The organism is Stenotrophomonas sp. YJH_SMC_4 (assembly GCF_059371575.1).
Map to the genome: position 1 here is coordinate 1 of NZ_JCAFUR010000031.1, position 26,924 is coordinate 26,924.

Sequence of the window (26,924 nt, forward strand, 5' to 3'; positions counted from 1 at the left end):
AGCAACAGCGGGCCTGCTGAGGGATGGCGGGGTGGGTCCGGTTGCGGGGGACGCTGCAAGTACGTCCATGTAAGCTCGGTCGCCGCATCCATGCGGCTCACGCCCCCGCAACCGGACCCACCCCGCCTTCGACAGATTTCCACGATCTGCCGGAACGGCATGAGCTGCTCCTGGTGGGTGTCGACCTTGGTCGACACGTTTGGGTCGGTACGGGGTCGGATCCCGTTGCTGCGCAACGGGCTCTGACCCTGTGAGCAAATGAACAGGTCTGTTCGATTCATTGATTCCTGATGCGTGACTGGCTTTACGGAGCCTGGCTCGATGCCAGGCCGTAGGCAGCGGTCATCGCAATGACATGTGGCGCCGGTACGGTTTGAGCCCGCTTGCGGGTCGCGCGCGGGCCGGGGTTCCGGTGGTGGCGCGCGTCCATTGCAGCTGCTGTCGCTGCCGAGGGTCATGTGTTCTACGTCAGGGGGCTGAATGGACACCATGCGGTCAGAACTTGGAAGGTGGCCATCGCCGCATGGCTGCTGCTGTCCTTTGCCGCTGCCGCGCAGGACGCTGTTCATGCCTACGACATCCCTGCGCAGCCGCTGGAACAGGCGGTCGAGCGCTTCAGCGTCATCAGTGGGTGGTCAGTGATGTACCCGGGTGACCTGGCCGCCGGCCGCAGCAGCCATGCGCTGCACGGCAGCCTGGCGCCGCTGCCTGCGTTGCAGGTGCTGCTACAGGACTCCGGTATCGAGGCCGAGGTGATCGGCGAGCAGCGCGTGGTGCTGCGCCGGGGTGCGCCCTCGGCCGCCGCATCGGGAGTTGGCGCCGAACTTCCCGAGGCCGAGCGTCGGCGTCGCTACGGCGGCCTGCAGCAGCGGCTGCGTGCGGCGTTCTGTGACGACCCGGAGATCGCGCCCGGCCGCTATGCCGCGACGCTGCGCTTCCGCATCGACGGCGCGGGCCAGGTGAGCGAGCCCGAGCTGCTGTCAGGCAGTGGCAGCGCCCGCCGCGATGCGCGCCTGCTGCAGGCGCTGCAGGGCCTGGTGCTGGCGCCCGATGCCGCTGCGCTGCCGCAGCCGGTGACGCTGCAGATCCGTCCTTCCGGCACCGACCATGACTGTGGCCGGCGCGCGCCCCTTCCATGACTTCAAGGATTCGAACATGAGCAACGGTACGGCTGGGGCAATTGACCTGATGGACCACCTTCTGGGTGCCTACGATGAGCTGAAGCGCCGGCTGGTGCGCAAGCTGGGCTCGGAGGAGCTGGCCGGCGACGCGCTGCAGGACACGTGGATGCGCCTGAGCGCGCGGCGTGACCGCCTGGATGCCGTGCAGAACCCCGCGGCCTACCTGCTGCGCATGGCAATGAATACCGTGATCGATCGCCAACGTGCTGACCACCGCCTGCTGAGCCTGGAGGAGGTGGATACGCTGATGGACATGGCCGACCCTGCACCCGGCCCGGCGCAGGCGGCCGAACTGGACTTCGCGCTGGAAGACATGGTCGGCCTGCTGCAGCGCATGCCCGAGCGCCGTCGCCGCATCCTGCTGGCTATCCGCGTCGATGGCCTGCAGCAGCGCGACGTGGCCGACCACCTCGGTGTGTCGCTGCGGCTGGTGCAGCGTGAGCTGAAGGCGGCCCAGGACTACCTGGCCGAGCGCAGCGGGCAGGGGCGCCAGGTGCGGTTCTGAACGGCGGCATCCGTCTACACTTTGACGCCGAGCAGAACCCCGCAGCGTGCGGGTCCGGCATGAGCCCCCATGGATCCTGACGATCGCCCGCAACGCCCGCTGGATGCCGTCGAGGGTCAGGCGCACGCGTGGGTGGTGCGGCTGACCTCGGGCGAGGCGACCGCCGCCGACGGGCGCAGGTTCCGTACCTGGTGTGAGGCTGACCCGCGCCATCGCGAAGCGTTTGGCCGTGCGCGCCGGCAATGGGAGCAGGTACGGCTGGCCGGCGAGCAGCTGCCCGCCGCCGCCCGCCAACCGGTGGCGCCGACGCCGGCCCAGCGCTGGAGCCGGCGCGCCTTCCTGGGCGCGGCGATTGCCGCCCCGGCCAGCCTGGTGGTGGTGGCGGCGATCCGCCCGCCGCTGGGATTGTGGCCCTCGGTGACGGCGATGACGGCCGATTTCCACACCGGCACCGGTGAACGGCTGCAGATCGCGCCCTTGCCGCAGCTGAAGATCGAACTGGATACGCAGAGCAGCCTGCGCCGCCGGTCGGACGCGCAGGGCGAAGGCTTCGAGCTGATGCAGGGCCAGGCCGCGATCGAAACCGGGGCTGGCCTGCGCCTGGCGCTGTTCGCGGGCCCTGGTTGCGTGATTGCCGATGAAGGCGCGGTGCGCCTGGATGTGCGCAACACCCACGGCCAGGTACGGGTGACCTGCCTGCAGGGCAGCGCCCGCATCGAGCATCCGCAGGGCCGGCTGCAGCTACAGGCGGGTCAGCAGACCCAGTACGACGAGCGCCTCAGTGGCGTGGTGGCCGAGGCCGTGGCCTCGGAAGTGAGTGCCTGGACGGAGGGCATGCTGGTGTTCCGCCGCGCACCGCTGCGTGAGGTGGTGGACGAGATCAACCGCTACCGCCGCGGCAAGGTGCTGCTGGGAGAATCGGCGTTGGCGCGCGCGCCGGTCAGCGGTCGCTTCCGTATTGATGATCCGGACGCGGCACTGGAGCAGCTGCGACTGACGATGTCGCTGGATCTGCGTCGCTTTCCGGGTGGCATTGCCGTCCTTGGATAGATGAAGACGCTGGCCCTGCGCGCCGCGCAGGGCTGTTGCAAGCGAGGAGAGGCCAAGGATGCGCAACGAGACCATCGGTGTGCTGGATCTGCGTCGCAATCTGTCGGCGCTGCTGGAAACCACGCAGCGACGGCCATTGATGGTGCATCGCTATGGCTCACCTTGGGTGTGCGTGGTGTCCGATGCGCAGTGGCAGCAACAGGCGGTGCTGCTGGACTTTGATCCGCAGTCGCACCCGCTGGCGATGCTGCTGCGCCTGCAGCAGCAGTCGCTTCCGCTGCCTGAAGCTGGTGCGTTGCCGCCCGCGGCGGTTGCACGCGCACTGCTGTTGATGGACGTGCATCGCATTGAGGATCTCGCACAGCTGCACGACCAGGTGCTTCACCATCGCCTCTGGCATTGGTTCGTAGCAGGCACCCATGGCGTGATGGACGGCTGGCAGCTGCCGGCGCTGCGCGTTGCGATGGCGTCATGGTTCGATGACGTGGACATGTCCAATGCGCTGGCAACGTTCGCCGCGCGCAGCGACGTGGCGATACTGGCACGCCGTTGTGGAGGCGAAGCGCCGCGGCTGGAACGCGAAGCCTGCAGGCAGATGACGCTGCGATGACGTTGTCGATGAAGCGCCACACAGTGCACAGAGCTGCATGCGCGCTGTCGCTTCACCTGCCTTGCTGACGTCTTCTCCAGAGTACGACGCACCACGCGTCGTGGAGCACGGGCGGCGCCGATGGCAGACAGTCGCAGGATCAGCATGCTGGAGCTGGATCGTCACCTGAGCCAGTCACTGGAGCAGGCACGGCATGCACCATTGAACGTGCAGCGCTATGGGCGCTCGTGGGTCTGGGTGCTGTCCAGCGACGCCTGGGCGGATGCGGCGCGCTGGGCGGCGCTGGATGGTAGTGCGCACCCACTGGCGGCGCTGCGAAAAGCCCTCGATCTGCAGCTGCGGCCCTGGCCCGAGGCGGCGATGAGCCCGCTACCGCTTGATGCAGGCGATGCGCGGCTGCTGCAGCGCGCGGCTCTGCTGGTGGTCGTGCGCGATCTGAACAGTGCCCAGCGCGTGTACGACGACCTGCGCTATCACCAGGCCTATCGGATGTTCATCGGCCTCGATCATGGAACGGCATGGTCGCCGATGCAGTGCGTGCGCCTGCTGCTGGCCTGCGCGCACCCGTTGCTGCGCAGCTGCATCGACGATGCGCTGGCCAGCGTGCCGCAGCACCTGTTCGAGTCCGCATGTGCCCCGGCTGCACGTATTGCGCCTGCACTGGGACACGCGCAGCGGATTTCCAGCGGATGTTTATCGTACTGACACATGCACCGCTGACCATGGCGCAGCGGTCTCTTCCAGGATGACGAGGGCGGAACAATGGCAAGGCAGGTTCGTGGTCGCAGGGCTCGGCAGCAGGGTTTCAGCCTGATCGAAATCATGGTGGTAGTGGTGATCATCGGCATCCTCGCCGCATTGATCGTGCCGCGGTTGATGGACCGTCCCGACCAGGCGCGCGTGGTGGCAGCGCGCCAGGACATCGCTGCATTGATGCAGGCGTTGAAACTGTTCAAGCTGGACAACGGTCGCTATCCCAGTGCCGAGCAGGGCCTGCAGGCGCTGGTGAAGCCGCCGCAGGGCAGCGGTGGATTGCCGGTAACGCCGTATCTGGATCGCCTGCCCAATGACCCGTGGGGCCAACCGTACCAGTATCAGATACCAGGCACCCACGGCGACATCGATGTGTTCTCGCTGGGTGCGGACAGCAAGCCCGGTGGCGACGCCGGGAACGCGGACATCGGCTCCTGGCAGCTGTGAGGCAGGCCGATGTCAGCCCGGATGCGTTCTGTTTCGAGTGTCCGCCAACGTGGCATGGCGGTGATCGTCGCCCTGCTGGTGGTGGCGCTGGTGGCGGTGATTGCCACGGCACTGCTGACCCGGCAGTCGGCCCAACTGCGTGCGCTGCGTGGCGATCAGCTGCGCGCACAGGTACGCATGGCGGTGGACGCAACGCTGGAGCGTGCGGCGCAACAGCTGCGTGAGGATGTAAAGGAACAGCTGACTACGGTGCGCAGCGGGCGCTGGGCGCGTCCATTGGAGCTGCAGGCGCCGTTGCTGGTGCAGCTGCAGCTGGTCGATGCGCAGTCGATGTTCAACCTGCGCAACCTTCTTGCGCATGGCAGGCCGGACCCCGAGGCGCGGCGCGCGTTCATCGCGTTGTGTGCCGGGCAGGGGCTGGGCCAGGGCGCCTGCGCATCCGCCGCCGACCACATCCAGGCGCGCCTGCGCGATGGCGACGTGCAGGCGCAGGCGCCGCTGCCGCGCGAATCACTGATCGAACAGGCCTTGCCTGGCGCCGATCCGATGCCGTTGCAGGCGCTGGCGCGGCGCACCGTGGTGTTGCCGGCGCAGACCCTGGTCAACGCCAACACCAGCGACCTGCGCGTCCTGCAGGCGGTGACGCCTGCGGTCGAGCCGGCACGGCTGCAGGCGCTGCTCGGTGAGCGCGATGCTGGCCATTGGCTGCTCAATCGCGGCGACATCGCCAACCGACTCCAACTGAGCAACGAACAGATGGCCGTGCTTCCCCTGGGTATCCATAGCGAATGGTTCCTGGCCGTCGGCCAGGTGCAGGCTGACGGCAGTGCGGTCGATTTTCGCGCGCTGTTGTGGCGCGAATACCGCGACGATGGGGTGCGTGTGCAACGGGTGTGGACGAGGATCGGCGCATGAACGTGCAGCTTCGGGTGCGCCTGCCGGCGCTGGAGCGCCTGCACGCGGACAGCGCGGTGGACTGGGCGCAACTGCACAAGGGTGAGACGCTGACTCACGGTCGCGACACGCTGGCGGCGCTGGGCCTGCGGCATCCGCAGGCCGCGGTGCATGCCTGCCTCGATCCGAACGACCTGATCCTGCTGGAGCTGCAGCTGCCGCCGTTGTCCGGGCGCCGCCTGCAGTCGGCGCTGCAGGGTGAGGTGGAGGCGATGCTGCTGGATGACCTGCAGGAGGTGGCGCTGGCCCACGGTGCGCAGGCAGCAGACGGCACGGTTCCGGTGGCCTGGCTTGGCCAGCAGGCCATCGCGCAGGTGCAGCAGATGCTGGCCTCGTGTGCGCTGCGGCTGCAGGCGCTGTATCCGACGCCACTGCTGCTGCCCTGGCAGGACGGCCAGGCCACGCTGCAGGTCAGCGGCGAGCACCTGCTGGTACGCAGCGGGCGCGATCGGGGTTTCGTTCAATGGCATGGCGGACGTGACGCCTGTGCGGTGATGCAGGCGCTGGCCGTGCGCCTGCAACAGGCCGGCGTGCAGGCCGTGCAGTGGATCGATAGTGTGCCGCCGACGTGGCCGGACAGCCTGCCGGCCACCGCCGTCACGCATGAACGGCAGACCTCTGGCCCCTTGCCAGGCTGGTCATTGCCGCTGCCCGGCGCAGGCCGGCAAGCACCGCGACTGGCGATCGGCCTGGCCCTGGCAGCAGTGCTGCTGGCTGCACTCGGCCTGCAGCTGCAGGTCTTGCGTTGGCGGATCGAGGGCGAGGCCCTGCAACGGGACATGGCGCGCCAGTTCAGCGCGCGCTTCCCGGAGATCACCGATGTGGTGGACCCGGTGTTGCAGGCAAGGCGAGCACTTGCGGTGCCGCTGCCGGCGCCGCCGTTGCCGGCGCTGCAGCGTCAGGTTGCCAGCACGCTGCAGGCTGTTCCGGAGCTGGCCGGGCAAGTGCGCAGCCTGCATTACCAACCCGGGCAGCTGGACATGGAGCTGGATGCCGATGCCCAGGCATTGGCCGACGATCCGCAGCGGCTTGAGCACTGGCAGCAAGCAGTTCAGGCACAGGGCCTGCAGCTGGCGCGCGAAGCCGGTGGACACCTGCGAGTGAGCGGAGCTGGGCAGTGACGACCCGCACCCTACGGCTGGGCGAGGGGCTGGTGGGCCTGCAGCAGCGCTGGCAACGCCTGCCACCGCGCGACCGGCTGATGCTGTGGGTGATGGTGGTGGCGCTGCTGGTGGCGGGCCTGTGGTCGTTGTGGCTGGAGCCACTGCTGAAGCAGCGCACGTATTGGCAGGCCGAGCTGCCGCGGCTGCAGGCGCAGTCCCGCGCACTGGCACCGCTGCTGCGCGCCCGTGAGCGCCAGCAGCTGGCGCAGGGCCAGCACCCGACACTGGCCGGGCTGCGCGATGGCATCAAGACCGCCGGCCTTGCCGCCGACCTGCATATCGAAGCGCGCGACGGGCGCTGGCACCTGCAGGTGCAGGCGGTGCCCGCGGATGCGCTATGGAACTGGCTGCTGCCCGTGCTGGCCGATCCGGCCATCGAACTGCAGCAGCTGCAACTGACACGCACAGGGGATGCGAACATGCCGGCGGCACGGATTTCCGGAAACATCGTGATGGCGCTCAACTTGGGTGCCCACCCATGAGGGCGGTGCGCAGCCTTGCCTGCAGTACCGCACTGGCCCTGATCGTGTGCATGGCCCACGCACCGGCGCCGGTACTGGCGCAGGACGCCCGTGACGAGCCGGTGCAGTTGAACCTGGTCGACACCGATATCGGTGGCGTGCTGCGCATGGCGGCGCGCTTCACCGGGCGCCAGTTCCTGGTCGACCCACGGGTGACCGGCAAGATGACGGTGGTTTCCGATGGCCCGGTCAGTCGTACCCAGGCCTACCAGTTGCTGCTGGGCGCACTGCGCATGCGCGGCTTCGCCGTGGTCGAGAACGGCGGCGTCAGCCGGGTGGTGCCGCAGGCCGATGCCAAGCTGCTCGGTGGCCGCGTTGGCAGCGGCAGTGCGGGGGGCGAGGTTGCCACGCGCACCTTCGCGCTGCGCTACGAGAACGCGGCCGCGCTGGTGGCGGTGCTGCGGCCGATGATCAGCCCGGACAATCCGATCACTGCCAATCCGGGCAACAACACGCTGGTGATCACCGACTATGCCGATAACCTGGAGCGCATCGCGCGGGTGATCGCCAGCGTGGATACACCGGCCGGCATGGACACCGATGTGGTGAAGCTGCAGCAGGGCATTGCCGTTGACGTCGCGGCGATGGTCGCGCCGCTGCTGGATGCGCAGGGCGCCGAGCCCACCCAGAAGGTGGTGGTGATGGCCGACCCGCGCAGCAACAGCGTGCTGCTGCGGTCGAGCAGTCCCGGGCGCACCCGCCTGGCTAGGCAGCTGGTGGAGAAGCTGGACCGTGCCCAGGATGAATCCGGCAACCTGCATGTGGTCTACCTGCGCAATGCCCAGGCCAACCAGCTCGCGGGTGTGCTGCGTGGCGTGGTGGCCGGGCAGAGCGATGCACCGGCGATGGGCAGCAACGAAGGCATCACACCACTGCCCGGCGACGCCAGCCGCTCCACCCCCGCGCAGCCGTCGCAGCCGCAGCAGGCCAAGCCCGGAGGCAATGCGCTGGAATCGCAGCGCCTGGATCCGAGCCGCCGTGACCCGATCGATGCAGGAAGCACCGGCTTCAGCCAGAACGGCATCTCGGTACAGGCGGACGTGGCCACCAACACGCTGCTGATCTCCGCCCCCGAGCCGGTGTACCGCAACCTGCGCCGGGTGATCGACCAGCTCGACCAGCGCCGTGCACAGGTGCTGGTGGAAAGCCTGATCGTGGAGGTCAACCAGACCGACGCGGCCGAACTGGGCGTGCAGTGGATGCTGGGCAATGGCCGCACCTTCGGCGGCACCCACTTCGGCGGCACCACCGGTGGCAGCGGGTTGAACACCAACGCACGCACCACCCTGGACGTGCTGCCCAAGGATGGCCTGAAGATCGGTGTGATCGACGGCACCATCAACCTGCCCGGCGTCGGCCAGATCCTCAACATGAAGGCGTTGGCCAACGCGCTGCAGAGCAAGGGCGGTGCCAACATCCTGTCCACGCCGAACCTGATGACGCTGGACAACGAAGCGGCCAGCATCATGGTCGGCCAGACCGTGCCGTTCGTCAGTGGCCGCTACGTGACCGACGGCGGCGGCGGCAGCAACAACCCGTTCCAGACCGTCGTGCGCGAGGACGTCGGCCTGAAGCTGCGGGTGCGCCCGCAGATCTCCGAGGGCGGCACGGTGAAGCTGGACATCTACCAGGAAGTCAGCAGCATCGACGCGCAGAGCGCGAACAGCACGGCCGGCATCATCACCAACAAGCGCGCCCTGGATACCAGCGTGCTGCTGGACGATGGCCAGATCATGGTGCTGGGTGGCCTGCTGGAAGACAGCGTCAGCCATGGCCGTGATGCGGTGCCGGGGCTGGGAAAGATCCCGGTCCTGGGCGCCTTGTTCCGCAGCGACACGCGCAAGCGCGCCAAGACCAACCTGATGGTGTTCCTGCGCCCGCACGTGGTGCGTGACCCGGCCGCCGGCCAGCGCCTGACCCGCGACCGCTACGACTACATGCGCAACGCGCAGGCGGGCGCGCAGCCGGCACAGAGCTGGGCCTTGCCGGCGCTGTCGGCACCGCAGCTGCCACCGCAGGACCTGTCTGTCCTCGGCCAGGGCAATGCACGCGATGACCAGGGCCAGCCGCTGCAGAACAGCAGCCTGGCGGCGCTGTACCCGTCCGGTGACGGCGATGCGCAGCTGGTGCAGTTCGCGCAGGGGCTGGACCCGGCGCGTGCCAGCCAGGGCGTGGCGCAGGTGCGTGCACTGGGCCTGCAGGCCTATGCCGAAGCGACGCCCGGCGAGAGCGGGCAACGCCTGCGCGTGCGATTGCCGCGCGATCCGGCGACGCTGGACCCTGCGCTGCAGCAGCTGCGCGGGCTGGGCTACACGCCGGAACTGGTGATCGGGCCGTGAGCGCTTCCGCGCCGCTGCCGTACGCCTGGGTGCGCAGCCATGGCGTGATGCTGTCCGAAGTTGGCGGCGAGCCCGTGTTGCTGGGCACCGCCGACACCGCAGCGTGGGCTGTGGCCGAGCTGCGCCGCCGGCATGGCCCGCTGCCGTTCCAGGCGCTGGACGCTGCGACGTGGCAACAGCGGTTGGGTGAGCAGTACCGTGACGGCGGCGATGCCGCTGCCGTGGTGGGTGCCGCCGAAAGCGAAGTCGATCTGGACCGGCTGATGCAGGACATGCCGGAGGTCACCGATCTGCTGGATGCTCAGGACGATGCGCCGGTGATCCGCATGATCAACGCGCTGCTGGCACAGGCCGCACGCGATGGCGCCAGCGATCTGCATATCGAACCGTTCGAGACCCATTCGGTTGTGCGCTACCGCGTGGACGGCACCCTGCGCGACATGGTGCAGCCACGGCGCGCACTGCATGCGGCGCTGGTATCACGCATCAAGATCATGGCGCACCTGGACATTGCCGAGAAGCGCCTGCCGCAGGACGGGCGCATCGCCATCCGCGTGGGCGGGCGGCCGCTGGATATCCGTGTCTCCACGGTGCCGACCGGTCATGGCGAGCGTGCTGTGCTGCGCCTGCTGGAAAAGGATGCCGGTCGCCTGCAGCTGCAGCGCCTCGGCATGGCCGATGACACGCTGGCCACGTTCACCGGGTTGATCCGTCAGCCGCACGGCATCGTGCTGGTCACCGGGCCGACCGGCAGCGGCAAGACCACGTCGCTGTACGCCGCACTGGGCCAGCTCGACAGCAGCACCAGCAACATCCTCACTGTGGAAGACCCGGTGGAGTACGACTTCGCCGGCATCGGCCAGATCCAGGTCAACGCGCGCATCGGCATGAGCTTTGGCACCGCGCTGCGTGCGATCCTGCGCCAGGATCCGGACACCATCATGATCGGTGAGATCCGCGACCTGGAGACCGCGCAGATTGCGGTGCAGTCGTCGCTGACCGGGCATGGCGTGCTGGCCTCGCTGCACACCAACGATGCGATCTCGGCGGTGACCCGCCTGGCTGACATGGGCGTGGAGCCCTTCCTGCTGGCCTCGTCGCTGCGCGGCGTGCTGGCGCAGCGGTTGGTGCGGCGGCTGTGCACGCAGTGCCGTCGTGCCGAGGTGGACGGCGAGGGTCGCACCGTATGGCGCGCGGTGGGCTGCGCGGCCTGCGCCAACAGCGGCTATCGGGGGCGAACCGGCATCCATGAACTGTTCGTGGTCGACGACCGCGTGCGCGCACTGATCCATGAAGGGCAGGGCGAGCCTGCGCTACGCGAGGCGGCCCGGCGGGCCGGCATGCGGACCCTGCGGCAGGACGGCCAGCGCTGGGTCGACAGCGGGGTGACCACGCTGGAAGAAATCCTGCGCGTCACCGGCGACGATTGAGGCCTGCATGGCACTGTTCGACTACCAGGCTGCCAACGCGCAGGGCCGCATCGAAAAGGGCCAGTTGGATGCCGACAGCCCGCGCGGTGCTCGCCAGCTGCTGCGCGGGCGCGGGCTGACCCCTGTGCAGGTGAGTGCGGCGCGCAGTGCCGGCAGTGGCTGGGGCGCTCGCCGGTTGTCCGCCAGCGAGTTGGCCTGGGCTACGCGCCAGCTGGCCAGCCTGTTGGCGGCCAGCCTGCCGCTGGAAGGCGCATTGAGTGCGGTGATCGAGCAGGCCGAACGCCCGCACGTGGCCCAGGCGCTTACCGCCGTGCGCGCCGACGTGCGTGCCGGCCAGCGCCTGACCGTTGCGCTGGCCGCGCGGCCGCGCGATTTCCCGCCGATCTATCGGGCGCTGGTGGGCGCAGGTGAAGACTCCGGTGACCTGGCGCGGGTGATGGAGCGCCTTGCCGACTACATCGAAGAACGCAACGCGCTGCAGGCCAAGGTACTGACCGCCTTCATCTACCCAGCAGCGATCAGCCTGGTATCGGTGGCGATCGTGATCTTCCTGCTCAGCTACGTGGTGCCGCAGGTGGTGACCGCGTTCGTGCAGGCGCGGCAGACACTACCGATGCTCACGCAGATGATGCTGGGCGCCAGCGCGTTCGTGCGCAGCTGGGGCGTGTGGGTAGGGCTCGGCATCGCTGCGCTGGTGGTGGCCTGGCGGTTGGCCCTGCGCAGGCCCGAGCTGCGCCTGCGCTGGGACGCGATGCTCATGCGGGTGCCGATGGTCGGGCGATTCGTGCTGGGTGTGAACAGTGCGCGCTTTGCCTCGACGCTGGCGATCCTGCTGGATGCCGGCGTGCCGCTGCTGCGTGCACTGGAGGCGGCGCGGCAGACCCTGGGCAATGCGCTGCTGGCGCGCTGTGCCGACGATGTGTCCGCGCGCGTGCGCGAAGGTGCTGCGCTTGGTGCTGCGTTGAAGGTACAGAAGGTGTATCCGCCGATCCTGGTGCATCTGGTGGCAAGTGGCGAGAAGACCGGTTCGCTGGCGCCGCTGCTGGATCGCGCCGCGCAGACCATCTCGCGCGAGATCGAACGTCGCGCGATGGCACTGACTGCTTTGCTGGAGCCGGCCATGATCCTGGTGATGGGCGGCGTGGTGCTGACGATCGTGCTGGCGGTACTGATGCCGATCATGGAAATGAACCAGTTGGTGCAGTGATGCGCAACGCGCATCACAGGTAGAGTCGACTGTTAGTCGACCAGCGCGGAGATCGAGTGCATTCAGATCGTTTCCGCGTGCGAAAAGCAGTCGACTAACAGTCGACTCTACCCAGTCGATCCCATCGGGTCGATTCAATTCAGTCGATTCAATTCAGTTGATTCAATTCAGTCGATCGGGCGGCGTCGTTGGAATGTGGCATGGGTCGATTCTCCACACAATCCTCCACACCTTTTTTCGATCTTCCACAGGTTTCTTAAGCGGCGTGTCATCGGCGCGGACCAGCATGGACACGTCGCCGCAGAGTGGGCTGGGAGGCCCTCGGCGGCAGCAGGCGTGTAGTGACCGTTCCTCCCTTGGCGTTTCCCTTCGCAGTAAACCCTTCAGGAGAAGATCATGATCAAGTACAAGACCCTGGCCGCGCTGGTTGCCACCGCGCTGCTCGCTACCGTTGGCGCCGCCTCCGCGCAGACCGTTACCGGCGGCGGCGCTTCGCTGCCGGCCGACCTCTACAAGGGTTCGTCCGACAGCATCCTGCCAGCGAACTTCACCTACGCCGTGACCGGTTCGGGCACCGGCAAGAAGGCCTTCCTGGAAAACAACTCGCTGCTGTTCTCGACCACCGGCACCGTGCACTTCGCCGGCAGCGATTCGGTGCTGAGCAGCACCGAGCTGAGCACCTACACCACCAACTTCAACCAGCCGACCAACGCCAACCGCTACGGCGCGCTGATCCAGGTGCCGTCGGTGGCCACGTCGGTCACCATTCCGTTCAACAAGGCCGGTTCGGCGGTGGACCTGAGCGTGGCGCAGATCTGCGGCGTGTTCTCGGGTGCGATCAGCGACTGGTCGACCATCGATGCCAACCGCAGCGGCCCGATCCAGGTGGTGTACCGCCCGGAAAGCAGCGGCACCAGCGAAATGTTCAGCCGCTTCCTGACTGCGGCCTGTGCGGCTGAGAACGCTGGCACCTCGAACCTGGTAGGTGGCAAGTTCGCCATCAAGTCGACCTTCGCCGACCTGTACAAGCGCGATGCCAACGGCAACCTGCCGGCGTTCCTGGTGGCCGCGCCGGCCACCGGTGGCACCTCGCTGTACAACGCTGTCTACGCTGCTGAAGGCCGTATCGGTTACGTTGGCCCGGACGTGATCCCGAGCGTGACCGATGCGACCAAGGTCGCCAAGGTCAAGGGCTTCTCGCCGGATCAGGTGAGTGTGCAGGCGACCCTGGACACCGTCGCTCCGCCGACCGGTACCGCTGCCGAGGACCCCGCCAACTGGGTGCCGGTGTTCGGCAACCCGTCGGCCGGCTATCCGATCGCCGGCTACACCAACCTGGTGATCGGCCAGTGCTACAAGGATTCGAGCGTCGCCACCAGCCTGCGCGGCTTCCTGGCCCGCCACTATCCGGCGACCTACACCGTCGCGTATGAGAAGTCGATCACCGACCACGGCTTCATCCCGCTGACCAAGGCTTGGCGCGATGCGATCCGCAACCGTTTCGTGCTGGCCAGCAGCACTGCCGGCCTGAACAATCCCAGCACCTGCGCCGGCATCGGTCGTCCGCTGTAATCCGCAGCACTGATTGAATCCTGCTTGACCCGACGCCGGCCCCTGGGCCGGCGTCGCCATTTCCGCGACGGTGCCGCCGCCGCAGTGTTTCGCTGTCGGCTTCGTGTCACGTGAACCGTCTATCAGTGGCAGGGCATGCGTTGCGCGTGTCTCCCCGATCGTCGCCGCAGCCGCGGCCCACCAGGTTGATGAGGTTCCGATGTCGCACCCGCTCCCGTCCGCTGTTCATCCGGCCGCGCCGATGCGCCGCAATCATCCGATGGCGTGGGCCATCGCGGTCGCCCTGGGCAGCATGGTGGCCCCGGCCAGCCAGGCGCAGCAGGCGTTCAGCCCGGGCTGGTTCGCCGAGCGGGGCGCGGCCCAGGGCAGCGCGGCACAGAGTGGCCGGATGCCCAACGGTGTGCCGATCCAGTTCCAGTTGCCTGCCCAGCAGCAGGATGCAGCACGGCAGAAGCTGCAGCAGTCGATCGACAACCTCGGTACGGCGGCGCAGGCGATTGCCCTGCAGCAGCGCCTGCAGGAACAGGCGCGGCAGGCGCGCCGCGAGGCTGGCTTCATCGTTGCGGATGGCCTGGGCAAGGATGGCCTGAGCGTCGACCAGAACCCGCTGACCCGCGGCTGGCTCAATGCGCGCGACGCGATCCAGTCGCAGGGCAGCGACGGGCGGGTGCAGGTTACGGTCGAGCAGACCGCGGACAAGGCGATCCTGAACTGGGAGACCTTCAATATCGGCGGCAACACCACGCTGAACTTCCTGCAGAACCCTGACTGGGCAGTCCTGAACCGCGTCAATGATCCGCAGGCGCGGCCCAGCCAGATCCTGGGCCAGCTGAAGGCCAATGGCACGGTGTTCGTGGCCAACCGCAACGGGGTGGTGTTCGGCAACAACAGCCAGGTCAATGTACGCAATCTGCTGGCGGCTGCAGCACGGATCAGCGATGCGCAGTTCCGTGACAACGGCCTGTACAGCCCCGACGCCAGCAGCAGCGCGCTCAGCGATGCATTTGGCAAGGTGATGGTGGAGCAGGGTGCCCGCATCGCGACCCATGAGCCGACCAGCGCGACGCGCGGCGGTGGCTACGTGCTGCTGGCCGGGCACAGCGTGGAGAATGCTGGCCATATCGAGGCGCGCAAGGGCCAGGTGCAGCTCGCTGCCGGTGACAGTTTCGTGATCCGGCGCGGCGTGGGTACGGCGACCAATACCAGCTCCACCACCCGCGGCAATGAAATCGCGCCGCGCTTCGTCGCTGGCAGCACGGCGGGCAGCGTGCGCAACACCGGTCTGCTGCGCGCCCGCGAGGGTGACGTGACCCTGGCCGGGCGCAACGTCGAGCAGGCCGGTGTGGCCGTGGCCAGCACCACGCTGGCGCAGCGCGGCACCGTGCATCTTCTGGCTTCGGCCAGTGATGCCGGCAGCAGCGTCACGCTTGCCGATGGAGCCACCACGGCGGTGCTGGTCGAGGACGATGGCAAGGCCACGGTGCTGGATACGCAGCGCAACAGCCTCATCAAGGAGTCGGCAGAGCAGGACGCGATCCGCGCCGGCGCGCGCTCGGCGACCTTCGACAATCTGTCCCAGCACAATGATCGCCGGGACCAGTCGCGGGTGGAGATCGTCTCGGGTGGCAACATCCATTTCAGTGCGGATTCGCTGACGGTTGCCACGGGCGGCCAGATCATCGCCGACGCGGCAGCCCGCAGCTACGTAGACGACGCGGCACGCGTGGATGTTTCCGGCGCAGTGGGCGTACAGGTGTCGATGGAAAGCAACAATGTCCAGGTCAAGGTGCAGGGCAACGAACTGCGCGATGCCCTGGACAACCGCGACAGCGGCAAGCTGACCAGCAGCGAGGTCTGGGTCGACCGCCGCAGGCTGGTTCACGTTCCGGCCGGTACCGGGGGCTACGCGGGTGAGCGCTGGTACGCGGCGGGTGGCCTGCTGGAAGTGGGCGGCTACCTTGACAACCAGGGGCACTCGATCGGCGAATGGGCCGCGCAGGGAGGCACCGTCCTGCTGGGCGGCAGGGAAGTGATCACGCATGGCGGCTCACGCATCAACCTTGCCGGTGGCAGCCTGGATGTGCAGAGCGGCGTGATCCGGCAGAGCTGGGTGCGCGGCGTCGATGGCCAGGTCTACCGCCTTGATGACGCGCCGGTGGAGATGCGGTTCGATGGCCTGTACAGCGGCCATGAAGTAAAGCAGGAGCGCTGGGGCATCACCGAGACCTTCCGTGATCCGATTGTATTCGCGGCGCAGCGTGTCGATAACGGATACACGGTCGGCCGCGATGCAGGACGCCTGATCATCTCCGCACCGACCGCGGTACTGGACGGAAAGGTTGAGACGGCTACCTTCCAGGGCGCGCAGCAGAACCGCAGGCCGGATACGGCGCTGGAGGGTTATGCGCAGGCGCAGACGGCGGTCGCGCGCAATGCGCAGCTGTACCTGGGGCGCTACGACGGCCAGGGCCGCAGCGGTGTGTTCGGCTCGGATGTGCGCCTGGATGACAAGGCTCGGACGAAGGCCGCGTGGTCGCTGCTGGCCCCGGTCAACGAAGAGCGGCGTGGCACGGTGTGGCTGGATATCGCAGAGCTGAGTGCCCAGCAGTGGGGGCGGATCGACCTGGCGACCGCTGATCGCATCCGCATCGACGGCAGCCTTCGGCTTCAGGCAGGCGGACAGCTCAACCTGACCGGCAGCGAGGTGGAACTGGCAGGCGACATCGGCATCGCCGGCGGCCAGCTGTCGGCGGGCAACCTGCTGGATGTGCAGGGCCGGCCGACGGCGCTGCTGCATGATGGCCGCGCGCGCACCGCCATCGCCGACGGCACGCGGATCGATCTCTCCGGTGAATGGAGCAATGCGTCACTGGCGATGCCGCGCGACGCGAGCGGTGCCTGGACGGATGGCGGCCGCCTGAGCCTGGGCAATAGTCATGACGTGGCCGTGGGCGCCAAGGCAACGGTTGACGTCGAGGCCGGTGCTGCGCTGGACCTGCGCGGCAAGGCCCATATCGGCAAAGGCGGCAGCGTCAGCCTGCAGGCGAACAGCAGTACGGTGACGACCGACGGCAGTGGCCGGGTGCAACTGGGCGAGGGAAGCCGGTTCAGTGGTCGAGGACAGGGCGGTGGTTCCTTCTCGCTGGGGACCGGTGGCCAGGTGCGGGTGGGCGATGCGGACCTGGCGGGCACATCGCTGGGACTGGACGCCGGCCTGTTCGGCAGTGGCTTCGCGCAGTACGACATCAATGGCCACCACGGTGTGGAGGTGGCCGATGGCGCGCGGCTGGTCGCTGCCCTGCCAGGCCTGCGCCTGACCCAGGACGCGCGGATGGCGACCGACCGGGCGTCCGCACTGGCAGCGTGGGACGCGCCGCTGTACAGCGCCGATCCGTCGAGCGGGCGCGTCAGCCAGCGCGCGGGTGCGAGCATAAGCCTGCGTTCGGAGCGCAACAGCGTGGGCGGTGACCTTCGGGTTGGCAAGGATGCACTGGTGGCGGTTGATCCAGGGCAGACGATCTCGCTGCTCGGTGCAGGCAACATCGATGTTGAAGGCACGCTGCGCGCGAAGGGCGGCCGCATCCTGATCGACGATGTGCGCCCGGAGAACGCGCTGTACGCCGGGCAGCGCACCGAACGCACCTGGCGTTTCGCCGAAGGCGCGCTGCTGGATGCCGATGCAGACGCGATGTCGCTGCCCGATTCCAGCGGCCACCTGCGCGGGCAGGTGCGCGCAGGTGGGCGCATCGAGATTGGCGGGGCGCTGGACTGGGAGGCCACCGCATTCGTCGACAACCGACCACCGGAAGCCTTCGTGGTGGTCGAACGCGGTGCGCGCCTGCAGGCGCGGGGCGCGTCGGCCGAACTGGACATCGATGGCCAGGGCCGCGTGCGCGTGGACAGCGACGGCGGGCAGATCGTGCTGCGTTCGGCCAACGCGCTGTACCTGGACGGCGGGATGGACGCGGCCGCCGGTGGTGCCGGCGCACGCGGGGGCACGCTTGGCCTGGCCTTTGGCGGGAGCATCCATGCACGTGGCGCCAGCGACGAGGTACTGCGAGCGCGTGCGATCAGCCTCAGCCAGCACAGCGCACCGGCGCAGCCACTGCCGGCCGCATTGGAATATGGCCACGCCGCGTTGTCGGTCGAGCAGCTGCAGGCCGGCGGTTTCGACAACCTGTCCGTGTTCGGTGACATCCGCGCGGTCGGCGACGTCGACCTGCGCCTGGCCCAGAGCCTGCGCATCCACGGCCAGGGCACTTCGAGCCTGGGCATGGCCGTGGATGCCGGGCTATCGTCTGGGCTGCGACTGAGTGCGCCCTATGTTCGCCTGGCGCAGGCACGCTGGCGCCAGATGCCGGGCGAGAACCTGCAGGGCACCGCCGCGGTCGCTTCGTCCGGGCCGGAAGATCACGCGCTGGCGGTGCAGGCCGAGCTGATCGACATCCGCGACGTCACCTGGCTGCCGGGTTTCAAGCATGTGGCGCTGGAAAGCCGCAGTGACGTGCGCCTGACCAACGGCATTGCCAGCAGTGGCAACACCAGCGCGTTGATGACGGCTGGTTCGATGGACGTGACCGCTGCGCGCCTGTACCCCACCACAGGCGCGGTCGGCACGCTGGTGGCCGGCGCGTCGGCGCAGACCGTGCAGACCGCTGATTACTGGGCCGATCCGGATGCCGTGCTGCGCATCCACGGCACCGGTGCGGCCACGAAGCCGGCGCCGGAATCGGCGCTGGGTACGCTTCGCCTGGTGGCTGCCACGGTGCAGCAGGGCGGCAACGTACAGGCGCCGATGGGCACGCTGCAGCTGGGTGGCCTTATCCAGAACGGAACCGTCGGTAGCCGGGTGGAACTGCTGCCAGGCAGCGTCACCTCGACCAGTGGCGCCGGCTTGTCGCTGCCCTATGGTGGCACCGTCGATGGTGTCGACTGGCGGGTCGGTACGCGCAGCCTGGGTTCGCTGACGCCGGCTGGCATCTCCTCGATGGGGGTGACCCTGAAGGCGAATGAGATCGAGGTGGCGCCGGGGGCCCTGCTGGACATGTCCGGCGGTGGTGAGTTGACCGGTGCCGCCTTTGTGTCAGGACGCGGTGGCTCTGTCGACGTGCTGCGAACGGCGTTGGCCGACGCCAATCCGCGCTATGAATTCAGTGCGTCGGGCAACCCGGTGTATGCGATCGTGCCGGGACGCGCCGGGACATTTGCCCCCAGCGGCGAGGAAGGATTCGCCGCACCGGCCGTGGGCCAGCAGATCACCGTGCCGGCGGGCGTGCCCGGCCTGGCGGCAGGCACCTACACGCTGATGCCGGCCAGCTATGCGCTGCAGCCCGGTGCATTCCGGGTTGAGCTGGGCGCCACCGGCACCTCGGGCATCGCGCAACCCATCGCGACCGGTACCGGCACCTGGCGTGTGTCCGGGCAGCAGCGCACGGCGCTGGGCGCGGCAATCTCGCCGTTGCTCACCGACATCCTGCTGACCCCCGCCGCAGTAGTACGCCGGCACTCGGGCTACAACGAAACCTCCTACAACAGCTTCGCGCAATCGGTGGCCGACCGCCGCGGCGAGTCGCGTGGCTGGCAGACCATCGATGCGCTCGGGTTGACCCTTGCGTTGGGCGAAGGCGCAGGTCGTGCAGACACGCCTGCCATCCGCTTCGCCGGCACCGCGCGGTTCGGCGCCGCCACCGACAACGGGCGAGGCGGCACGCTGACAGCCACGTTGGCCAGCCCGGCGGTCGGTTCACTGGAGATCGTCGACGGCGGTGCGCAATCGCAGGCGCGTGATCGCGGTGCCACCTTCAGCGACGACGCGCTCAATGCCTTCCTGCCGGCGCGGATGATGATCGGCGGGCAGTTCAACCAGGAGGCCTCGCAGGTGGCGGTGACCGGCCAGGCGCGCAGCGTGGCGATCCGTTCCGGCGTCACCTTGAACGCACCGGAAGTGCTGGTGGCAGCGGCCTCCGGTGGCAGCGGCGTGCTGGTCGAGGCCGGTGCGACCCTCGATACACTGTCGTTCGCATCCGCCAACGCGAATGCCAGCGCGACCCTGCCTTACCAGGTCTCCGGCGGCCTGCTGGCGGTGTCCAACCAGCGCCTGAACCTGATCACCGGCACCACCGGGGTGGAGGCCGGTCCAGTGGCGATCGACATCGGGGGGTGCCAGACGGCGTGCGACGGCCAGACCCGACTGGTTTCCGATGGCAGCATCGCGGTAGCGACCGATGGCGCGCTGCAGATGCGCGACTCGGCCAGCTATGGCACCCGTCAGCTCGGCCTGAGCATGGCGGCGCTGAACCTCGGCAGTGCCGAAGCGATCGCCCTGGCCGCTGCGGCAGGGGCGCTGCCCAGTGGCATGACCATGAACCAGTCCGTGCTGCAGCAACTGCTGCGCGGCAATGATGCCACCGGCGCGCCGGCGCTGGACACGCTGAGCCTGGTCGCGCGGGACTCTGTCAACGTGTTCGGCAGCGTCGACCTGGACGCGCGCGACAGTGCCACCGGCCGCAGTGGCCTGCAGACGCTCGTGCTTGGTGCGCAGGCCATCCGCGGCTACGGTGCTGCGACTGACCGGGCGCGCATCCTGGTGGACACGCTGGTCTGGGACGGCTCATTGGCGGCGAGTCAAGCGCCGGGCAGTGACGCGTCGGTGCCGCCGGCCGATCCGATGGTGGACCGGCTCGGCGCCGGGCAGCTGGACATCTTTACCCGCCAGCTGCAGCTGGGGCGGGCGCCATTCAGCCGTCCCAGTTCTGAAGTACCTGCGAACCGGCAGGTGCTCGGATTCAGTGCGCTGAACCTGAGTGCTTCGGAGCAGCTGTCGTTCTCCGCGCACGGCACGCTGGACGTGTTCCAGCAGCGCGGCGACTATCTGGCCGACAAGGGCTGGCAGTACAGCGGAGGCAGCCTGGGTATCGATACACCGCTGTTGACGGCCGATCCCGCCGCGCGGCTGCGCGTGCGCACCGGCGGCGACTTCCGCGTGCAGGGGGGCACCGGCAAGGCGGGTGGCGATGCACTGGGCAGTGAGCTGAGCATCGACGCCAACCGGATCACGCTGGACAGCACGATCGCGCTGGCGTCCGGACGGCTGTCGGCGAACGCACGCCAGGGCATCACGCTTGGCAGCCGGGCCGCGTTGGATCTGGCCGGACGCAAGGTCTCGCTGTACGACGTGGACAAGTTCAGCTGGGGCGGCGATGTCCTGCTGTCCAGCGACACGGGTGACATTCGCGCCGATGCGGCCTCCCGCATCGATGTTTCCGCCCGCAACAACCGCGGCGGACGCCTGACGGTCACCGCAATGGCCGGCCGAGCCGATCTGGCCGGTGTTCTGCAGGGTGCCGCCACTGGTCGCTACGATGCCGGTGGCACGCTGGTGCCCTACGACGGTGGCGAACTGGTGGTGCGGGCACGCCAGCTGCAGGACTTCGCCGGCCTCAACCAGCGATTGACCGCCGGCGGCGTCGTCGGCGGTCGCAGCTTCCAGATCGGTGAGGGCGATCTGCGGATCGGCGACGAAGTGAAGGCGCGCCGGGTCGATATCAGCGTCGATGCGGGCAGCCTGACCGTGGCCGGCCGCATCGATGCCAGCGGCGAGCAGGTCGGCAGCATCCGCCTGTACGCCCGCGATCAGTTGCAGGTGGACGGCACGCTGGACGCGCACGGTACCGGCCTGCGCGTGGACAGCCATGGCAAGATCATCGACAGTCCAAACCGGGCCACCATCACGCTGGGCAGCGCCGAAGGTGCCGTCGGCCTGGGCAGCGCGGCGCAGCTGGACCTGCGTGCGGGCAGCGATGTTACCGTCGATGGACGTCCTGGCCAGAACGATGGCACCCCGCGCGGCACGCTGAAGATCGATGTGCCGCGGCTGGGCAGCAACGACGCGGCGATTGCCGCGGCCACCGGCCTGCGCATCGATGGCGCGGCCGACATCCAGCTCAATGGTGTTCGCCGCTACGACGATGCGCCCCTGGCAGCCACCGCTGACGTGCGCGGCAACCGCGCGCAGCTGGTCACCCAGCAGTGGCTGGACCAGGTGGTCGATCCGCACAGCGTGGCCTGGATCGATGCTGCGCTGGACAACGCGGATCTGCAGCAGCGCACGCGGGCGCTGGGCGATGTCCGCCTTCGTCCCGGCGTGCAGGTGCTGGCGCGGCGCAGCGACGCCAACCCGGACGGCGACCTGACCATCGCCGGCGACATCGATCTGTCCGGCTACCGCTACGGGCCCGAAGCCAACCGCGCCGATCCATCGCGGCGTGGCTTCGGCGAATCGGCCTCGCTGGTGCTGCGGGCCGAAGGCAACATCAACGTCTACGGCAGCATCAACGATGGGTTCGCACCGCCGCCGTCCACGCCGGATGAGGGTGGCTGGCAGCTGTATGAGGGTCGCAATGGCAGCGCGGGGCAAACCCCCTTTGGCGGCGGCCTGGTGGTGCCGGTGGACGGAGTGAAGCTGCTGCCCGGCACCGAGTTCCAGGCCGGCACCCGCCTGAACTATGACGTGCCGGTCGAATCGGTAACGCTTCCGGTCGGTACCGTGCTGCCCGCGCCGATGGTGATCTCGCAGAACCTGCGCCTGCCAGCGGGCACGGTGCTGGGTGCGGCGGTGACCACCGACGCCGGGCAGACGCTGGCGGCGGGCACCGTGCTGCAGCAGCCGCTGGTGCTGGCGGCCGGTGCGCGCCTGGGGGCCGGCTTCCGCCTGCGCAGTGCGGTACAGATGGCGGCACAGGAATGGCCCGCCGGCGCGATGCTGCCGGTTGCGTTGCGCCTGGCACGGGAAGTCGAGCTCAAGGTGGGCGCGTACATCCCATCGTTGACCAAGGTGGAGTTGCCCGGCAACGGGCCGGTGAATCTGCGGCCGGCCGATGCCGGCGGCAACCAGGGGCGCAACTGGGCGCTGGCGCCGATGCTGGCCGAGGGCACCACCTCCTGGGACCTGACCGTTGTTGCCGGTGCCGATACCGGGGCAGCCGACCCACGCAGCCGGCGCTGGGGCAGTGAAGGCAGCGTGGTGCTGGCCGACACCCACCAGGGCTCGATCGGTACGGTCAAGACCGAAATCATCTGGGTGGGTGATCGTGCGTTGACTGAGCGGGCATCGCTGGACTGGATCGGCGACACCTCCTATGCAGGCCGTCCGATCGCGGAGCTGGCCGACATGTTCGGCTTCACCGAAGACGAGTTCTGCGCGATGTCGGCCGACTACTGCGGCCCGGCCCCCCGCCAGGTGGCCGCGCAGGGCTCGCTGGATTACTGGGGCGACGAGTCCTACGTAGGCACCCCTGCGAAGGACTTCGCCGCGATGTTTGGCATGACCGAAGACGAGTTCTGCAGCACGGCGCCCACCTACTGCGCCGGCGGTGGCACGCAGACCGAAGTGACCACCTACGGCAAGCGCGCGGGCACGCCGGCCTGGAGCGTGCTGCGCACCGGCAAGGGTGACCTGGAACTGCTCGCTGCCGGTGATGTCGTGATGAAGTCCGGCTTCGGTGTGTACACGGCGGGCACTCCCACCACGCTGGGCGAGGGCCGCGACGCTGCCTTCAATTCGCCCCGTGCAGCAGCCCCCAGGAACACCGCACTGCTGGGGCCGAACCTGGTGCCGGGCAGCTATGATGCTGCGTTGGCCGGCTACCGGGCCTGGTATCCCGATCATGGTGGCAACCTGCGCGTCGAAGCCGGGCGCGATATCGTCGGTGACGTCTGGACCGCGCGCGCAGAGTCGGGCACCAGCGAGCGCGACTGGGCGCTGTACTCCAGTGCCGCGGTCGGCAATTGGCTGTGGCGGCAGGGAACCGGCAGCACCACCGGCGTGGAGCCGGTGCCGACCAGCTGGTGGGTGAACTTTGGCGCCTACACCAACGTGTCCGCTGCTGCTGGCGCCTCTCCGCGGATGGTCGGCTTCACCGGTTTCGGCACATTGGGCGGCGGCAACCTGACGCTGGAGGCCGGGCGTGACGCCGGCGTGCGCGATGCGATAGGCGACGCGCTGGACTCGACGATCGCACCGCGCTCGGGAGCGATCATCGCGGCGGTGGGATCGACCGGCCGGGTCAGCGATGGCCAGCTGCACCTGACCGGCGGCGGCGACCTGCAACTGCGTATCGGTGGCGCACTGAATCCGAATCTGCGGGCGACGTTCTCCAGCCTCAATGCCTCCAGGGCGGGACAGAATCTCGACCTCAACGGTACCTTCAGCAATCTGCGTGGCAGCCTGCAGCTGGATGCGGGACGCATCGGTGCAATGGGCGTCACCCTGGAAAGCTACGCGACGCTGGGCCAGCTGCGTGCGGCCGATCTGTTCGCCGCCGACGCCGCTCGCCCGATGGGCGGGCCGGTGCTGGTGCTGGGCGATGCGGTCGCACAGCTGCAGGCGCGGGGCGATGTGGTGCTCGGCGGCGTCGCCGATGCCGGCCGGGTTCCGCTGGCCAACTACAGCGCGGTGCTGCTGGATGATGGCGCGCGCGCTGCAGGCAGTACGTGGTTCTCGCTGTGGACCGCCAACACGGCCGTGGATCTGTTCAGTGCCGGTGGTGACCTCGCGCCAGGCCTCGCCGGGCCGGAAAACGTGACGGGCAGCAATCTGTGGCGCGAGCAGGTCCAGCTTGTTGTGCGTGGCGGTGATGATCTGCTGAATTACTGGCTCTATCCTTCGCGCTTCAGCGCGATTGCTGCGCAGGGTGACATCAAGCTGGACCGGATCAGCACCACGCCGGGGACGCAGGATGTGATCCTGCTGGCACCCTCGGCGACAGGACGGCTGGACGTTCTGGCCGGTGGCGGCATCTTCGCCCAGCCTGGCGCGACCCAGATCGCGCGCTCGGCCAGTGACGCGCGCCTGCCGGGACCCTTCGACCCGGCATTCATGGCCGAGCAGGGGGATTCCGCAGGCAATGTGACCCGCACGCGGCACAACCTGTCGGTCGACGGCAACATTGCATCGCCGGACGCGTCGCTTCCGCTGTTTGCGTTCGGTCCGAATACTCCGCTGTCCTCCGTGTCTGCGGCCCTGGCGCCGAGCCGTTTCTACGCGGTGCAGGGCGACATTATCGGCCTGGCCACCGGCGCCCGGCGCACGCTGAATCCCAACGCGGGGCAGCGCACGCAGTTGAACTGGTTCGAGGCCGCCGGCGCCGTGCAACTGCGGGCAGGCCGGGACATCCTCGGGGTGTCGATGACCGCGTTGAACACCGCGCCCACCGACATCACGGTGGCGGCGGCAGGCCGCGACATCGTGCATCTGAACGCGACCATCGCTGGCCCCGGCAACACCGAGATCAGTGCCGGCCGCCAGCTGCGCCAGGAGGATGCGGGCAGCATCGTCAGTCTCGGTGGCATCGTGCAGGGCGACACTCGTCCCGGCGCCAGCATCGCGCTGACGGCCGGCAACCAGCAGATCGACTTCGCGGCCCTGCGTGCCCGTTATCTGGACCCAGTCAACCTTGCCGATCCCGCGCAATCGCTTGCATCGCAGCCGGGCAAGGCAGTCAAGGTCTACAACCAGGAGCTGAAGCAGTGGCTGCAGCAGCGCTTCGGCGTGGCTGCCGACGGCGACGGGGCGCTGGCCGCGTTCGATGCGCTGCCGCAGGAACAGCAGCGCATCTTCCTGCGCCAGGTCTATTACGCCGAGCTGCGCGAAGGTGGACGGGAATATACCGATGCAGAAGGGCCCCGCTTCGGCTCCTACCTGCGCGGGCGCGAAGCCATCGCCACGCTGATGCCAGACAGGAATGCGGCCGGTGCGACGATCGACCGTACCGGCGACATCGTGATGTACGGTGGCTCCGGCGTGCGTACCGAGGCGGGCGGCAACATCGAGCTGATGGCACCGGGTGGGCAGATCGTGATCGGTGTGCAGGGCGTGGTGCCACCTGCCAGCGCCGGCCTTGTCACCCTGGGGCAGGGCGATATCCGCCTGTTCAGCCAGGAAAGCGTGCTGCTGGGCCTGTCGCGGGTGATGACCACGTTCGGCGGCGACATCCTGGCGTGGTCGGAGCAGGGTGACATCAATGCCGGTCGCGGTTCGCAGACGACGCTGCTGTACACGCCACCGCGTCGCGTCTATGACGGCTGGGGCAATGTGATCCTGTCGCCGCAGGCTCCCGCCAGTGGCGCCGGCATCGCGACCTTGAACCCCATCGCCGAAGTACGACCGGGCGACGTCGACCTGATCGCTCCGCTGGGCACCATCGATGCGGGCGAGGCCGGCATCCGTGTCTCGGGCAATATCAATCTGGCCGCACTACAGGTGCTCAACGCTGCCAACATCCAGGTGCAGGGCGAAAGCAAGGGCCTGCCGGTGCTGGCATCGGTGAACGTCAATGCGCTGGCCTCGGCCAGTGCGGCAGCCAACAGCGCCAGCCAGGCGGCCCAGGATGTGATGCGCAAGAGCCAGGACGAGGCACGGCGCAACCAGCCGTCGGTGATCAGCGTGCAGATCCTCGGCTTCGGCAGTGGCACCAGCACCATCAATCCGCCGGCGCGTGGCAACACTGCCAACAGCGGCTATGACGCCAACAGTGCCTTCCAGTTCCCGCAGGCAAGTCGCGACGAGGGCACGCAGCGCCGGTAGGTGCGGACCTTGGTCGGCACATGTTGCTGCCCACCAAGGTCGGCAGTAGATCCACGCCATGCGTGGATGCGACCGGGCCGAAAGAACGAACAGCATCGGGCCAGCCGCCACGGAACGGCAGCGGCCCCAGCCAGGATGGCACGGAGGGCAGGGAGCGGCCATCAGCGGTGAGGACCACCGACACGGCGCCGCCGGGTGCAGGAGAGCACCCGGCGGCGGGCTCGGCAGTAGATCCGCGCCATGCGTGGATGGCTGGGCCAGCCTCAGTGCCGACCAACGGTCGGCACCCACCAGGGCAGGCCGGGCAGTAGAAGCCGCTCGGCAGTAGATCCGCGCCATGCGTGGATGGCTGGGCCAGCCTCAGTGCCGACCAACGGTCGGCACCCACCAAAGCAGGCCGGGCAGTAGAAGCCGCTCGGCAGTAGATCCACGCCATGCGTGGATGGCTGGGCCAGCCTCAGTGCCGACCAACGGTCGGCACCCACCAAAGCAGGCCGGGCAGTAGGAGCCGCTCGGCAGTAGATCCACGCCATGCGTGGATGGCTGGGCCAGCCTCAGTGCCGACCAACGGTCGGCACCCACCAGGGCAGGCCGGGCAGTAGAAGCCGC

14 protein-coding genes are annotated in these 26,924 nt (G+C 68.5%); all 14 read left to right on the forward strand.

The genetic code is table 11. The features are described from left to right. The first annotated feature begins 458 nt into the window (after window positions 1–458). Window positions 459–1,139 carry a TonB C-terminal domain-containing protein gene (locus AC5P9F_RS20095; protein WP_005413653.1) on the forward strand — a complete coding sequence of 227 codons (681 nt, stop codon included), beginning with the start codon at window positions 459–461 and terminating at the stop codon, window positions 1,137–1,139. A gap of 16 nt (window positions 1,140–1,155) precedes the next feature. Continuing rightward, a complete protein-coding gene (locus AC5P9F_RS20100) occupies window positions 1,156–1,686 on the forward strand; it encodes an RNA polymerase sigma factor (protein WP_032967204.1) in 531 nt (176 codons plus the stop codon). Between the two features lie 69 nt (window positions 1,687–1,755). After that, entirely contained in the window at window positions 1,756–2,736 is a 981-nt protein-coding gene (locus tag AC5P9F_RS20105) for a FecR family protein (RefSeq protein ID WP_308678782.1), read from the forward strand. A gap of 58 nt (window positions 2,737–2,794) precedes the next feature. After that, window positions 2,795–3,346: a hypothetical protein gene (locus tag AC5P9F_RS20110; protein ID WP_012480451.1), complete on the forward strand. Its 552-nt coding sequence runs from the start codon at window positions 2,795–2,797 to the stop codon at window positions 3,344–3,346. A 144-nt stretch (window positions 3,347–3,490) separates the two neighbouring features. Beyond that, a complete protein-coding gene (locus tag AC5P9F_RS20115; protein ID WP_308678781.1) occupies window positions 3,491–4,051 on the forward strand; it encodes a hypothetical protein in 561 nt (186 codons plus the stop codon). Between the two features lie 57 nt (window positions 4,052–4,108). After that, window positions 4,109–4,546 (forward strand): type II secretion system major pseudopilin GspG, encoded by a 438-nt coding sequence (gene gspG / locus AC5P9F_RS20120; protein ID WP_308678780.1) that lies wholly within the window; start codon window positions 4,109–4,111, stop codon window positions 4,544–4,546. 9 nt (window positions 4,547–4,555) lie between these two features. Then, entirely contained in the window at window positions 4,556–5,461 is a 906-nt protein-coding gene (gspK, locus tag AC5P9F_RS20125) for a type II secretion system minor pseudopilin GspK (protein ID WP_111173947.1), read from the forward strand. After that, window positions 5,458–6,621, forward strand: coding sequence for a type II secretion system protein GspL (gene gspL / locus AC5P9F_RS20130; RefSeq protein ID WP_111173946.1), 1,164 nt, complete (start codon window positions 5,458–5,460; stop codon window positions 6,619–6,621). The genes gspK and gspL overlap by 4 nt, the downstream gene beginning before the upstream one ends. Continuing rightward, on the forward strand, window positions 6,618–7,145 hold the full coding sequence (locus AC5P9F_RS20135) for a type II secretion system protein M (protein ID WP_111173945.1): 528 nt from the start codon (window positions 6,618–6,620) through the stop codon (window positions 7,143–7,145). The genes gspL and AC5P9F_RS20135 overlap by 4 nt, the downstream gene beginning before the upstream one ends. Next, the gene (gspD, locus tag AC5P9F_RS20140) at window positions 7,142–9,523 is read left to right on the forward strand and encodes a type II secretion system secretin GspD (protein ID WP_329750838.1); all 2,382 of its coding nucleotides are present in this window, start codon (window positions 7,142–7,144) and stop codon (window positions 9,521–9,523) included. Before AC5P9F_RS20135 ends, gspD begins: the two co-directional genes overlap by 4 nt. After that, a complete protein-coding gene (gene gspE, locus AC5P9F_RS20145; protein ID WP_080356453.1) occupies window positions 9,520–10,953 on the forward strand; it encodes a type II secretion system ATPase GspE in 1,434 nt (477 codons plus the stop codon). Before gspD ends, gspE begins: the two co-directional genes overlap by 4 nt. Before the next feature lie 7 nt (window positions 10,954–10,960). Next, window positions 10,961–12,160 carry a type II secretion system inner membrane protein GspF gene (gene gspF / locus AC5P9F_RS20150; RefSeq protein WP_043033313.1) on the forward strand — a complete coding sequence of 400 codons (1,200 nt, stop codon included), beginning with the start codon at window positions 10,961–10,963 and terminating at the stop codon, window positions 12,158–12,160. Window positions 12,161–12,556: 396 nt separating this feature from the next. Further along, window positions 12,557–13,732, forward strand: a complete 1,176-nt coding sequence (locus AC5P9F_RS20155; RefSeq protein ID WP_005409883.1) for a substrate-binding domain-containing protein — start codon at window positions 12,557–12,559, stop codon at window positions 13,730–13,732. A gap of 199 nt (window positions 13,733–13,931) precedes the next feature. Next, entirely contained in the window at window positions 13,932–26,315 is a 12,384-nt protein-coding gene (locus AC5P9F_RS20160) for a filamentous hemagglutinin family protein (RefSeq protein ID WP_495232023.1), read from the forward strand. Window positions 26,316–26,924 lie beyond the last annotated feature (609 nt).